The 12669-nt window shown below is 71.3% G+C and carries 13 protein-coding genes; 8 read left to right on the plus strand and 5 right to left on the minus strand.

Annotated features, from left to right (window positions below; genetic code table 11):
- Positions 1 to 26: 26 nt before the first annotated feature.
- On the plus strand, positions 27 to 626 hold the full coding sequence (locus ACZ3IJ_RS07100) for a TetR/AcrR family transcriptional regulator (protein ID WP_467466651.1): 600 nt from the start codon (positions 27 to 29) through the stop codon (positions 624 to 626).
- On the opposite strand, the gene ACZ3IJ_RS07105 is transcribed toward ACZ3IJ_RS07100, so the two are convergent.
- Positions 607 to 1650, minus strand: coding sequence for a family 2 encapsulin nanocompartment cargo protein polyprenyl transferase (locus ACZ3IJ_RS07105; RefSeq protein WP_467466652.1), 1044 nt, complete (start codon positions 1648 to 1650; stop codon positions 607 to 609). The genes ACZ3IJ_RS07100 and ACZ3IJ_RS07105 overlap by 20 nt on opposite strands.
- A 155-nt stretch (positions 1651 to 1805) precedes the next feature.
- Positions 1806 to 3221 carry a family 2B encapsulin nanocompartment shell protein gene (locus ACZ3IJ_RS07110; RefSeq protein ID WP_467466653.1) on the minus strand — a complete coding sequence of 472 codons (1416 nt, stop codon included), beginning with the start codon at positions 3219 to 3221 and terminating at the stop codon, positions 1806 to 1808.
- 276 nt (positions 3222 to 3497) lie between these two features.
- On the opposite strand from ACZ3IJ_RS07110, the gene ACZ3IJ_RS07115 reads away from it, so the two are divergent.
- Positions 3498 to 4088 carry an N-acetylmuramoyl-L-alanine amidase gene (locus ACZ3IJ_RS07115; protein ID WP_391798512.1) on the plus strand — a complete coding sequence of 197 codons (591 nt, stop codon included), beginning with the start codon at positions 3498 to 3500 and terminating at the stop codon, positions 4086 to 4088.
- Between the two features lie 55 nt (positions 4089 to 4143).
- Entirely contained in the window at positions 4144 to 5037 is an 894-nt protein-coding gene (locus ACZ3IJ_RS07120) for a 1-aminocyclopropane-1-carboxylate deaminase/D-cysteine desulfhydrase (RefSeq protein WP_467466654.1), read from the plus strand.
- A gap of 84 nt (positions 5038 to 5121) precedes the next feature.
- Here the strand turns inward: ACZ3IJ_RS07120 and ACZ3IJ_RS07125 are convergent, their stop codons facing one another.
- Positions 5122 to 6717 (minus strand): Na+/H+ antiporter, encoded by a 1596-nt coding sequence (locus tag ACZ3IJ_RS07125; protein ID WP_467466656.1) that lies wholly within the window; start codon positions 6715 to 6717, stop codon positions 5122 to 5124.
- Positions 6718 to 6764: 47 nt separating this feature from the next.
- On the opposite strand from ACZ3IJ_RS07125, the gene ACZ3IJ_RS07130 reads away from it, so the two are divergent.
- The 3 genes from ACZ3IJ_RS07130 to ACZ3IJ_RS07140 all read left to right on the plus strand — a co-directional run bounded on the left by ACZ3IJ_RS07130 (position 6765) and on the right by ACZ3IJ_RS07140 (position 8778).
- A complete protein-coding gene (locus tag ACZ3IJ_RS07130) occupies positions 6765 to 7025 on the plus strand; it encodes a UBP-type zinc finger domain-containing protein (RefSeq protein WP_352186996.1) in 261 nt (86 codons plus the stop codon).
- Positions 7026 to 7273: 248 nt separating this feature from the next.
- Positions 7274 to 7687, plus strand: coding sequence for an ATP-binding protein (locus ACZ3IJ_RS07135; protein WP_361436509.1), 414 nt, complete (start codon positions 7274 to 7276; stop codon positions 7685 to 7687).
- On the plus strand, positions 7684 to 8778 hold the full coding sequence (locus ACZ3IJ_RS07140) for an RNA polymerase sigma factor SigF (RefSeq protein ID WP_467466657.1): 1095 nt from the start codon (positions 7684 to 7686) through the stop codon (positions 8776 to 8778). Before ACZ3IJ_RS07135 ends, ACZ3IJ_RS07140 begins: the two co-directional genes overlap by 4 nt.
- 113 nt (positions 8779 to 8891) lie before the next feature.
- On the opposite strand, the gene ACZ3IJ_RS07145 is transcribed toward ACZ3IJ_RS07140, so the two are convergent.
- Positions 8892 to 9305, minus strand: a complete 414-nt coding sequence (locus ACZ3IJ_RS07145; protein ID WP_467466658.1) for a hypothetical protein — start codon at positions 9303 to 9305, stop codon at positions 8892 to 8894.
- Between the two features lie 117 nt (positions 9306 to 9422).
- Here ACZ3IJ_RS07145 and ACZ3IJ_RS07150 point away from each other — a divergent pair, with 117 nt between their 5' ends.
- On the plus strand, positions 9423 to 10391 hold the full coding sequence (locus tag ACZ3IJ_RS07150) for a diacylglycerol/lipid kinase family protein (RefSeq protein ID WP_467466659.1): 969 nt from the start codon (positions 9423 to 9425) through the stop codon (positions 10389 to 10391).
- A gap of 317 nt (positions 10392 to 10708) precedes the next feature.
- The gene (locus tag ACZ3IJ_RS07155) at positions 10709 to 10966 is read left to right on the plus strand and encodes a WhiB family transcriptional regulator (protein WP_003953983.1); all 258 of its coding nucleotides are present in this window, start codon (positions 10709 to 10711) and stop codon (positions 10964 to 10966) included.
- Between the two features lie 149 nt (positions 10967 to 11115).
- On the opposite strand, the gene ACZ3IJ_RS07160 is transcribed toward ACZ3IJ_RS07155, so the two are convergent.
- Complete coding sequence (locus ACZ3IJ_RS07160; protein ID WP_467466958.1) at positions 11116 to 12582, minus strand: sensor histidine kinase; 1467 nt, start codon at positions 12580 to 12582, stop codon at positions 11116 to 11118.
- Positions 12583 to 12669: the final 87 nt, after the last annotated feature.

Consider the following 12669-nt stretch of genomic DNA (forward strand, 5'->3'; position numbering starts at 1 on the left):
GAAGAGAAGCGGAATCAGGAGGTCCGGTGGCGAGAAATCCGGAGCGTCGAGCAGCGCTGCTCGACGCGGCGATCGAGGTCCTCGCAGACGAAGGTGCCCGTGGGCTCACCTTCCGAGCGGTGGACGCCCGGGCGGGTGTGCCCACGGGCACCTCGTCGAACTACTTCACCGACCGGGACCAGCTGCTCTCCCAGGTCGGGGACCGGATCTTCGTACGGCTCACCCCGGAGCCGGGCGCGGTGGACACGGCCATGCGGCCCGAGCCCAGCCGTGAGCTGGTCGTGGAGCTGATGCGGTGGCTCGCGCGGCGGTTGGCCGCCGAGCGCACCTGCTACCTGGGGCTGTTCGAACTCCGCCTGGAGGCCACCCGCCGCCCCGAACTGCGCGAGCAGCTCACGAAGGTGCTGCGCCACGACCTCGACCTCAACATCCGCATGCACCTCGAAGGGGGGATGCCGGGCGACGCGGACACCGTCCGGCTGCTCTACTTCGCCCTGACCGGACTGCTCTTCGACCACTTCACGGTCCCCGGGCTCCACGGCGACCGCGAACTGGACGACCTCATCGAGACGGCGGTCCGCCGGATCGTCCCGGAGGACCGGCCGGTCAGCGCGTCCGGCGCGTGACGAACTCCGCCAGGGCGAGCAGATCCCCGGCCGCGGCCAGGTCGGGGACCGCCCGGGAGAGCTGCTGTACGGCGCGGGCCATCCGGTCGGCCGCCTGGGCCTGCGCCCAGTCCCGGCCACCCGCCCGCTCGACGGCGTCCGCCGCCGCCCGTACGGCCCGGGCGTCCATATCCTTACGCGAGTACAGCTCGGCCAGCTCCTCCCCCGCCGCGGTCCCCGAGGCGAGCGCGGCGACCACCGGCAGCGACTTCTTGCGGGCGGCGAGATCCGCGCCGGCCGGCTTGCCCGTGCGGTCCGGATCGCCCCAGATGCCGATCAGGTCGTCGATGAGCTGGAACGCGAGCCCGGCCTCCCGGCCGAACGCGTCCATCGCCGCGACCTCCTCCTCCGCCGCGCCCGCGTACAGCGCGCCGAGGGCGCAGGCGCAGCCGAGCAGAGCGCCGGTCTTGGCGGTGGCCATCGCCACACACTCGTCCAGCGTGATCTCGTACGGAGCGCGCCGCTCGAACGCGCAGTCCGCCTGCTGGCCGGCGCAGAGCTCGATGACACAGGCGGCGAGCCGGGCCGAGGCGGCGGCCGCGACCGGGTGTCCGTCCTCGGCGAGCAGCCGTAGCGCGAGCGCCAGCACGGCGTCGCCCGCGATCAGCGCCTCGGGGATGCCGAACACCGTCCAGGCCGTGGGCCGGTGCCGGCGGGTCGGGTCCTCGTCCACGATGTCGTCGTGGAGCAGGCTGAAGTTGTGCGCGAGCTCCACCGCGGCGGCGGCCCGCACGGCGGGCGCCGGGTCGCCGCCGAGCGCCCGGGCGGCGGCGAGGACCAGAGCGGGCCGGATCGCCTTGCCCGTCCGGCCGTCGGCCGGGGAGCCGTCGGCCTGCTCCCAGCCGAAGTGGTACATCGCGACTTTCCGTATGTCGCCCGGTAACGACTCGATGGTGGAACGCAGCTGGGGATCGACGACGCTCCGCGTCTGGTCGAGGAGCGCCACGGCGTCCTGGGGGTCGGCCACGGCGTCCGCCCGGGTCATGGTCACGGTTCCTGCTTTCGTGGAGGCTCGGCGCTCGGTACAGGTGCTCGGTACGGGGTACTGGGTGCTCGGCGCTCGGTGCTCAGTGCTCCGCACGGCGGCCGTGACGGGGGCCGGTCGGCACGGCCCCCGTCACGGTCACCGGGGCCGGCGCGTCAGCGCCAGCGGCTGACCTCCACGTTCTCCAGGACTCCCAGGGCGTCGGGCACGAGGACCGCCGCCGAGTAGTAGGCCGTGACGAGATAGGAGATGATCGCCTGCTCGTCGATGCCCATGAAGCGGACGGAGAGGCTCGGCTCGATCTCGTCCGGGATGCCCGTCTGGTGCAGGCCGATCACGCCCTGCTCGGACTCGCCCGTACGCATGCAGATGATCGACGTGGTCCGGGCGTCGGAGACCGGGATCTTGTTGCACGGGTAGATCGGCACCCCGCGCCAGGTCGGGATCCGGTTGCCGTTGATCTCGATGGACTCGGGGACGAGCCCGCGCCGGTTGCACTCGCGCCCGAAGGCGGCGATGGCGCGCGGGTGGGCGAGGAACATCTTGGAGCCCCGGCGGCGCGAGAGGAGCTCGTCCATGTCGTCCGGGCTGGGCACGCCGTCGTGGGGCTGGAGGCGCTGCTCGTAGTCGCAGTTGGAGAGCAGGCCGAACTCGCGGTTGTTGATCAGCTCGTGCTCCTGGCGCTCGCGCAGCGCCTCGACCGTGAGCCGCAACTGCTGCTCGGTCTGGTTCATCGGCTGGTTGTAGAGGTCGGCGACCCTGCTGTGGACCTTCAGGACCGTCTGTGCGACCGAGAGTTCGTACTCGCGCGGCGAGGCGTCGTAGTCCACGTACGTGTGCGGGACGGTCGCCTCGCCGACGTGGCCGGCGGAGAGGTCGATCTCGGCCTCGCCGTACTTGTTGGTGCGCTGGTGGGGCAGGGCGGCGATGCTCGCGAGGTGGTCGGCGAGCGAGGTGGCCCGCTCGGCCAGGTTGCGCACGTCGTCGCGGGTCAGTTCGAGGACGGTGCAGGCGGTGGCCGCGCGGGCGGTCCACTCCCATGTGGCGTCCGGGTGGGTGAGCGCGCTGTCGCCGAAGTACGAACCGTCGGCGAGGACACCCAGGACCGCCTCGTCGCCGTACGGTCCCTCGCCGATCTGCTCGATCCTGCCGTGCGCGAGAAGGTGGACGCGGTCGGCGGACTCGCCGGCGGAGGCGATCACCTCGCCCGGCGCGTACTCCCGCTGACGGCAGCGCGAGGCGAGCTCGGCGAGGGCCTCCTCGTCCTCGTAACCACGCAACGCGGGGAGTTCGCCGAGTTCGGCGGGGATCACCGCGACACGCTCTCCGGTCTGCACGAAGGTGACGCGACCGTCACCCACGGAGTAGCTGAGCCTCCGGTTCACCCGGTAGGTACCGCCCTGGACCTGCACCCACGGCAGCGTGCGCAGCAGCCACCGGGAGGTGATCTCCTGCATCTGGGGCGCGGACTTGGTGGTGGTAGCCAGGTTCCGCGCGGCGGCGGTACCGAGACTCTGCTGCGGGGCTGTCTGTTCCGCGCGGACCTCGTCGCCAACCGAACCAACGGACATGGAACTCCCTCTCGATGTGAATGACCTGCGAGCGAAAGCCTTTCAGCACGGAGAGTGCGCGCGCCATTACACAAATGAGTGGGAGTGATCGGCTTCCGGCTGGGCATGCCCTTCGGTTCCACTCGAACAACGCAGCTCCGCCCGCCCCGTGGCGCCGTGTCCGGATCGGCTCGTACACCGGCCGAACGGGATAGCCGCGGAGCCGCTTCCTCCGGTACTCCGTTGCACGGGGCACTTCGACCCCGTCCCGTTCCGCTTATCCCGAAGGAGGCGGTCATGGCCCCACCCATGTCCCCGAGCAGGTTCCTCGACGCCCTCCGCGCCGAGGGCCTCTCGGTCGTCCAGGTCGGCGAGTGGCGTACGCACAACCGCAACCACAAGGGCCCCTGGGGGCCGGTCCACGGCGTGATGATCCATCACACGGTCACCCGGGGCACCGCGAACACCGTCCGGCTCTGCCGGGACGGGCACGACGCCCTGCCCGGGCCTCTCTGCCACGGTGTGATCGCCAAGGACGGCCGGGTCCATCTCGTCGGCTACGGCCGCGCCAATCACGCGGGGGCCGGTGACGACGAGGTGCTGCGGGCGGTCATCGCCGAGCAGCGCCTCCCGCCGGACAACGAGGCCACGACGGACGGCAACCGGCACTTCTACGGCTTCGAGTGCGAGAACCTCGGGGACGGCAGGGACCCGTGGCCGAAGGTCCAGCTGGAGGCCATCGAGAAGGCCGCGGCGGCGGTCTGCCGGGTGCACGGCTGGACCCAGCGCTCGGTGATCGGCCACCTGGAGTGGCAGCCGGGGAAGGTCGACCCGCGCGGCTTCACCATGGCCTCGATGCGCGCCCGGATCGGCGAGCGCCTGCGGTAGGGGCGGGCGGGAGACGCCTGCTGGGGAGGGGCGGCCCGGAGGGGACAATGGCCGGGTGAACGCGTTCGACCTCTCCCGTCTGCGGCCCCGGCTCCCGTCCCCCCTGGAGCCGGTCGAGGACGAGCGCTTCACCCGGCGCGGCCTGCGGCTGCTGCTCAAGCGCGACGACCTGATCCATCCGGATCTGCCCGGCAACAAGTGGCGCAAGCTGGCGCTCAACCTCCGGGCGGCCGACGGCCGTCCGGTCCTGACCTTCGGCGGCGCGTACTCCAACCACCTGCGCGCGACGGCCGCCGCCGGACGGCTGCTCGGCTTCGACACCATCGGGGTCGTACGCGGGCAGGAACTGGCCGGCCGCCCCCTGAACCCCTCGCTGGCGCGGTGTGCCGAGGACGGGATGCGCTTGGTGTTCGTGGATCGCGCCACGTACCGCGCCAAGGCGGACCCCGAGGTGCTGGCCGGACTGCTCGCCCAGTCCCCACCGGAGACCTATGTCGTCCCGGAGGGCGGCAGCAACACGCTCGCCGTCGAGGGCTGCGTGGAGCTCGGCAGCGAGCTGCGCGGCGCGGCCGACGTGGTCGCCGTCGCCTGCGGTACGGGCGGCACGCTCGCCGGCCTGGCGGCCGGTCTGGCCCCCGGGCAGCGGGCGCTGGGCATCCCGGTCCTCAAGGGCGGCTTCCTGGGCGGAGAGATACGCGCCCTGCAGCGGGCCGCGTTCGGCGGCCCGCGAGGCGAGTGGAGCCTCGACGAGCGCTTCCACGGCGGCGGTTACGCCCGGACGACGCCGGATCTCGACGCGTTCGCCCAGGAGTTCGAGGCGTGGCACGGACTCGCCGTCGAGCGGCTGTATGTCGCCAAAATGCTCTACGGACTGGTCACCCTGGCCGAGGAGGGCGCGTTCGCCCCGGGCACGACCGTCGCGGCGGTGATCACCGGCGCCCCACGGTGACGGCCCGCGCATCCCTGCGCGGTGACGGCTCCGCACGTGCCTCCGCGGTGGCGGCCCGCTCGGCACACCGTGGTGGTACCTCCCTCAGGCGCCCTCCTCCCGGTACGCCGCCGCCTCCTCCAGGTCGAGGCGGCGCAGCAGCGTCCGGAGCATCTCGTCGTCGATGCGGCGCTCGTCCCTGAGCCGGACGAACACCTCTCGCTCGGCCTCGAGCACCTCCCCGGCCAGCCGGCGGTAGGTGTCGTCCGCCGTCTCGCCCGTCACCTCGTTGACCGCGCCGAGGCGCTCCCACACCGCGTTGCGGCGCCGCTCCATGACCGCGCGGAGCCGGTCGGCCAGCGGCTGCGGCAGGGCGTTGCGTTCGTCGCTCAGCAGTGCGTCGAGGCGCTCCTCCGCCGCCCGCGAGGCCTCGCTCTGGGCCTGCGCCTCGGCGAGGGTCTCCGCGTACGTGTCGCGGCCGGGAAGCTTCAGGAGACGGATCAGCGGCGGCAGGGTGAGGCCCTGGACCACGAGCGTCCCGATCACGGTGGTGAAGGTGAGGAAGAGGACCAGGTTCCGGGCCGGGAACTCCTCGCCGTGCGTCGCCGGCGGGATGGAGAAGGCGATGGCCAGGGAGACCACGCCGCGCATGCCGGCCCAGCCGACGATCAGCGGCGCCCTCCAGTCCACTCCCGGTTCCCGTTCCCTGATCCGCCGTGACATCCAGCGTGGCAGGAAGGTGGCGGGGTAGACCCAGACGAAGCGGACGACGACCACGGCCACGAAGACCCCGAGGGCGTACGCGGCCGCCTCGCCGATCCCGAACCGCCCGAGGCCCTGGACGACGTACGGCAGCTGCAGGCCGATGAGGGCGAAGACGGCGGACTCCAGGATGAAGGCGACCATCTTCCACACGGCCTCCTCCTGGATACGGGTCGCGAAGTCCACCTGCCAGTTGCGGTGTCCGAGGAAGAGGCCGACGACGACCACGGCGAGGACGCCGGAGGCGCCGACCTCCTCGGCCGCCGCGTAGGCGACGAAGGGGATTAGCAGCGAGAGTGTGTTCTGCAGCAGCGGCTCGCCGAGCCGGCAGCGGAGCCAGTGGATGGGGGCCATCAGGATCAGGCCCACGCCGATGCCGCCGATCGCCGCGAGCGCGAACTCGCCGATGCCGCCCGCCCAGCTGATGCCCTCGCCGACCGCCGCGGCGAGCGCCACCTTGAAGGCCGTGATGGCGGTGGCGTCGTTCACGAGGGACTCGCCCTGGAGGATGGTGGTGATCCGGTTCGGCAGACCCAGCTTGCGGGCGATCGCCGTCGCCGCGACCGCGTCCGGCGGCGCGACGACCGCGCCGAGCACGAGGGCGGCGGTCAGCGGCAGGTCCGGGACGAGGACGTACGCGAGCCAGCCGACCGCGACGGTGGCGAAGAGGACGTACCCGACCGAGAGCAGGGCGACGGGCCGGATGTTGGCCCGCAGGTCGAGGTACGAGGAGTCCACCGCCGCCGTGTAGAGGAGCGGGGGCAGGATGAGCGGAAGGATGATGTGCGGGTCGAGCGTGTAGTCCGGGACGCCGGGCACGTACGAGGCGGCGAGACCGGCGGCCACCAGGAGCAGCGGCGCGGGCACCGGCGTCCTGCGGGCCGCTCCGGCCACCGCGGCGCTCGCCGCGACGAGTCCCACCAGCTGCAGTGCGTCCATCCCTACGTCCCCGTCCCCGGCTCGTTCCAGCACGTAACCTGGCCATCATGAGCGAGTGTCCTCACGTTGCCGAAATGCCGCGCCCCGAACCGGCGCCGCTGACCGACACCTGTCCCGAGTGCCTGGCCGACGGCACACACCCCGTCCAGCTGCGGCTCTGTCTGAGCTGTGGGCACGTGGGATGCTGCGACTCGTCGGCGGGGCGGCACGCCAGTGGGCACTTCTCGACCACCGGCCACCCGGTGATGCGGACCTTCGAGCGGAACGAGCGCTGGCGGTGGTGTTTCGTGGACGGTTCGATCGTCTGAGGGGTGGGTACGACAATCCTCCGCCGGTCGCTCGCAATTGGGCCCCGCAGACCTCTAGCCACTGTCCGTACTCATGGCCTTACCATGAGTGACAGACGGGGGCGGGGTCCCGACCGGGGCCCACGGCGACACGGCGGCATGGATCGCGATAGCGTCACGGCGGATTACGCAACCGACTGCGTACCGCCCGGTTCGGGGGGCTTTCTCCCCCGAACCCCGAATGAGCTTGTGCCACCTTGGAGGTGAGGGTGTCCCAGATCGCAGGCGAGCCCGGGTCCCAGGACTTCGTGGAAGTCCGGCTGCCCGCTGCGGGTGCCTACCTGTCCGTGCTGCGTACGGCCACAGCCGGCCTCGCGGCACGCTTGGACTTCACCCTCGACGAGATCGAGGACTTGCGGATCGCGGTCGACGAGGCGTGCGCCATCCTGCTCCAGCAGGCCGTACCGGGCTCCGTCCTCAGCTGTGTCTTCCGCCTCGTGGACGACTCGCTGGACGTGACGGTCTCGGCGCCGACGACGGACGGGCGGGCTCCGGAGCGGGACACCTTCGCCTGGACGGTGCTCTCCGCGCTGGCCGGGAAGGTCGAGTCCTCGGTCGCGGACGACAAGACCGTCTCCATCAGCCTGTACAAACAGCGCGGCGCGGGGCCAGGCCCGGCGTGAGGAGCGGGGACGCGACGGCCGGCATCCCTGAGCAGCAGGCGCGGCCGCATCCGGAGGTCGAGGTCGAGGTCGCTACGGAGCAGGCGGTCCAGATGAGCGAGCACGAGCAGCACAACGAGGTCCTCAAGGACGCCGAGGAGGCGGAGGCTCTCGCGGCCCCCGAGACCACGGGAGCCTCCGGGGCCACCGAGACCCACGGGGCCACCGAGGCCGCCGGGAGCAGTGCGGTCCCCGGGACTCCCGAGGCCGCCGGGACTCCCGAGGTCGCGGAGGTCCATGAGGCGTCCGAGGACTCCGAGGTCCCGGAGGTCTCCGAGTCGCACGAGGCCCCGGCTCCGCACGACCGGAGCGGGGCGCGCGCGCTCTTCGTCGAGCTGCGCAAGCTCCCGGAGGGCTCCCCGGAGAAGGCGGAGCTCCGCAACCAGCTGGTGCGGATGCACCTGCCGCTGGTCGAGCACCTGGCCCGGCGGTTCCGCAACCGGGGCGAGCCGCTCGACGACCTGACGCAGGTCGCGACGATCGGTCTGATCAAGTCGGTGGACCGCTTCGACCCGGAGCGCGGTGTCGAGTTCTCGACGTACGCGACGCCAACGGTCGTCGGCGAGATCAAGCGGCACTTCCGGGACAAGGGCTGGGCGGTGCGCGTGCCGCGCCGGCTGCAGGAGCTGCGGCTCTCGCTCACGACGGCGACGGCGGAGCTGTCCCAGCTGCACGGCCGCTCGCCGACCGTGCACGAGCTCGCGGAGCGGCTCGGGATCTCGGAGGAGGAGGTCCTGGAGGGCCTGGAGTCGGCGAACGCCTACTCGACGCTCTCCCTGGACGTGCCGGACACGGACGACGAGTCCCCCGCGGTGGCCGACACCCTCGGCGCGGAGGACGAGGCCCTGGAGGGGGTCGAGTACCGGGAGTCGCTCAAGCCTCTCCTGGAGGACCTGCCGCCGCGGGAGAAGCGCATCCTGCTGCTGCGGTTCTTCGGCAACATGACCCAGTCGCAGATCGCGCAGGAGGTCGGCATCTCGCAGATGCACGTCTCCCGGCTGCTGGCCCGCACGCTGGCCCAGCTCCGGGAGAAGCTGCTCGTCGAGGAGTAGCCGAGGAAGGGCGAGCAGAAGAGGAAGGGCGATCAGCGGAGCGGCGGTCGAAGAGGGCCGCCGTCACGCCTCCCCGGCCGTCACACCTCGCCCGGTGTCCGCCTCGCCCGCCGTCACGCCTCGCCGCGACGGCCGATGCCCAGTGCCTCGGTCGTCGCGGGGTTCACGAGGAGGACCAGGCCGCCCACGGCGAGAGCGGCGAGAGCGATGCCGGCCGGGATCATGGCGCTGTTCGCCTGGAGGAGCTGCCAGGCGACCGGCAGCGCCAGGATCTGGGTGATGATCGCCGGACCGCGGCTCCAGCTCCGCCGCAGCAGCAGTCCGCGCGCCGCGGCCCCCGGGATCAGTCCGAGCGCGATCAGCGTCACGCCACCCATCAGGGCCTGCGTCAGCCCATCCGGGTCGCCGGTGAACGCCGTCACGAGCACGTACACGCCCCCGGCCACCAGGGCGAGGGCTTCGATTCCGGCCACCGCCGCGGCCGCGGTCAGCCGGACGGGTCGGGGGGTCTGCTCCGTACTGCTCATACCAGGCAGGGTAGCGGGGCCGGGCCCGCGCTCCGCGGGTCAGGGGCCGTCCCGCGGGGGCGTCCGCCTGATGGCCACGACTGGGATCGGTACCGCCGGGTAGGTACGCTGGCGGCCATGCGCGCACTTCTTGTGGTCAATCCGGCAGCCACCACCACCAGTGCCCGCACGCGTGACGTCCTCATCCACGCCCTCGCGAGCGAGATGAAGCTGGAGGCCGTCACCACCGAGTACCGGGGGCACGCCCGCGACCTCGGCCGGCGGGCCGCCGAGTCCGAGGACATCGAGCTGGTCGTCGCCCTGGGCGGCGACGGGACGGTGAACGAGGTCGTCAACGGCCTGCTCCACGACGGTCCGGATCCGGACCGGCTGCCGGGTCTGGCGATCGTCCCCGGCGGCTCGACCAACGTCTTCGCCCGCGCGCTCGGACTGCCCAACGACGCCGTCGAGGCGACGGGCGCGCTGCTCGACGCGCTCCGTGAGCGCCGTGCACGCACAGTGAGCCTCGGGCTCGCGTCCGGGGCTCAGGGGACGGAGGACGAAGGGGTCCCGTCCCGCTGGTTCACGTTCTGCGCCGGGTTCGGATTCGACGCCAGTGTCATCGGGCGAGTCGAACAGCAGCGGGAACGCGGCAAGAGATCCACGCACGCGCTCTACCTCCGTCAGGTGTTCCGCCAGTTCCTGGAGGAGCCGAACCGGAGGCACGGAACGATCACCCTGTCCCGCCCCGGCGAGGAGCCGGTCGAGGACCTGGTCCTCTCCATAATCTGCAACACCTCCCCCTGGACCTACCTGGGCAATCGTCCGGTGTACGCGTCTCCGGAGGCCTCGTTCGAGACGGCCCTCGACGTGCTCGGACTGAGCCGGCTCTCGACTCCCGCGGTGGCCCGGTACGCCACTCAGCTGCTCACTTCCAGCCCCGAACGCGGTCCGCACGGCAAGCACGCCCTGACTCTTCACGACCTCACCGACTTCACCTTGCATTCGAAGGTTCCGCTCCCTCTCCAGATGGACGGAGACCACCTCGGACTGCGTACCAGCGTGGCGTTCACAGGCGTTCGCCGTGCACTGCGTGTGATTGTGTGAGCGGAAGGGCCCAAAGTCCTTTCACTCGAACGTTTAGACTGCCATCCACCCCTTAGAAGTACGGCTGTGACCTAGTCGACACCGAGGAATCAAAAAAAACTTTCCGGAAGGGGTTGTATCCGCTGCCGAGGTTTGCGAGTCTCTTCTTGGCGATCGGGACGGCCCGCAAGACCGGCCTCCACTGAGAGCCAGAACCCCTCCTCAGTCCAAGGACCACACCAGTTCATCTGGCAGTCGGCCCTTCACTTACGGGGGGATTCGTGAAAGCGTTCACATTCACAAGCAACCAGCTTGTAACACTCAGAGAGGTAGCAGCCATGGACTGGCGTCACAACGCCGTTTGTCGTGAGGAAGACCCCGAGCTGTTCTTCCCCATCGGCAACACCGGTCCTGCGCTGCTGCAGATCGAGGAAGCCAAGGCCGTCTGCCGCCGCTGCCCCGTCATGGAGCAGTGCCTGCAGTGGGCGCTCGAGTCCGGCCAGGACTCCGGCGTCTGGGGTGGCCTCAGCGAGGACGAGCGCCGCGCGATGAAGCGCCGTGCCGCTCGCAACCGGGCGCGCAACGCGAGCGCCTGAACACCCTGAATAGCCTGAGGCAGGCGGCGCGTACATCGCGTACGCAATCACCGCTCCCGAGCCGCAGCGCGCAGCAGTAACCCACAGCATTCGAGCCCCGGACCGACTCCTTCGGTCCGGGGCTCGCTGCTGTGCGCACGCTCGCGCGGCTACTTCTGGGAACGTACGGGGATGTCGAGCACGACCCTGGTGCCGCGCTCCGCAGCCGGCTGCATGTCGAACGTGCCGCCCAACTCCCCTTCCACCAGGGTCCGTACGATCTGCAGACCGAGGTTGCCGGCGCGCTGGGGGTCGAAGCCCTCGGGCAGACCGCGGCCGTCGTCCTTGACCGTGATCAGCAGCCGGGCGTCAGCGCGGGGTTCGCCGCGGACGGCCGTGACCTCGACGGTGCCGGTCTCCCCCTGGGCGAAGGCGTGTTCCAGGGCGTTCTGCAGGATCTCGGTGAGGACCATCGAGAGCGGGGTGGCCACCTCGGCGTCGAGGATGCCGAAGCGGCCGTTGCGCCGGCAGGTCACCTTGCCCGGTGAGATCTCCGCCACCATCGCGATCACACGGTCGGCGATCTCGTCGAACTCCACCCGCTCGTCCAGGTTCTGGGAGAGCGTCTCGTGCACGATGGCGATCGAACCGACCCTGCGCACGGCCTCGTTGAGGGCCTCGCGCCCCCGGTCCGAGTCCATCCGGCGCGCCTGGAGCCGGAGCAGCGCGGCGACGGTCTGGAGGTTGTTCTTCACCCGGTGGTGGATCTCCCGGATGGTGGCGTCCTTGGTGATCAACTCGCGCTCGCGGCGGCGAAGTTCGGTGACGTCGCGGAGGAGGACGAGCGAACCGATGCGGGTGCCCTTGGGCTTGAGCGGGATGGCGCGGAGCTGGATCACACCGCCGTTGCCCTCGACCTCGGCCTCGCGCGGGGCGTAGCCGGAGGCGAGCTTGACCAGGGCCTCGTCGACGGGGCCGCGGGCGGGGGCGAGTTCGGCGGTGATCTGGCCGAGGTGCTGGCCGACGAGGTCGGCGGCGAGGCCGAGCCGGTGGTACGCGGAGAGGGCGTTGGGCGAGGCGTACTGGACGATGCCGTCGGCGTCGAGCCTGATCAGTCCGTCGCCGGCCCGCGGCGAGGCGTCCATGTCGACCGCCTCGCCGGGGAAGGGGAACGTCCCGGCGGCGATCATCTGGGCCAGGTCGGAGGCGGACTGGAGGTAGGTGAGCTCCAGGCGGGAGGGGGTCCGCACGGTGAGCAGGTTGGTGTTCCGGGCGATGACGCCGAGGACACGGCCCTCGCGGCGTACGGGGATGGACTCGACCCGTACGGGGACCTCCTCGCGCCACTCCGGGTCGCCCTCGCGCACGATCCGGCCCTCGTCGAGAGCGGCGTCGAGGAGCGGGCGGCGGCCGCGTGGAACCAGATGGCCCACCATGTCGTCCTGGTAGGAGGTCGGCCCGGTGTTGGGCCGCATCTGCGCCACGGAGACGTAGCGCGTGCCGTCCAGGGTGGGGACCCAGAGGACGAGGTCGGCGAAGGAGAGGTCGGAGAGCAGCTGCCACTCCGAGACCAGCAGGTGGAGCCACTCGAGGTCGGACTCACTCAGAGCGGTGTGCTGGCGGACGAGGTCGTTCATGGAGGGCACATGAGCGAGCGTACCCGTGGAATCGGGGGCCGATGAACCTGGATCTCCCGGGCTTCGTGTTGGAGGATGGACCGGGAA

The organism is Streptomyces sp. NPDC013317 (genome assembly GCF_055563155.1).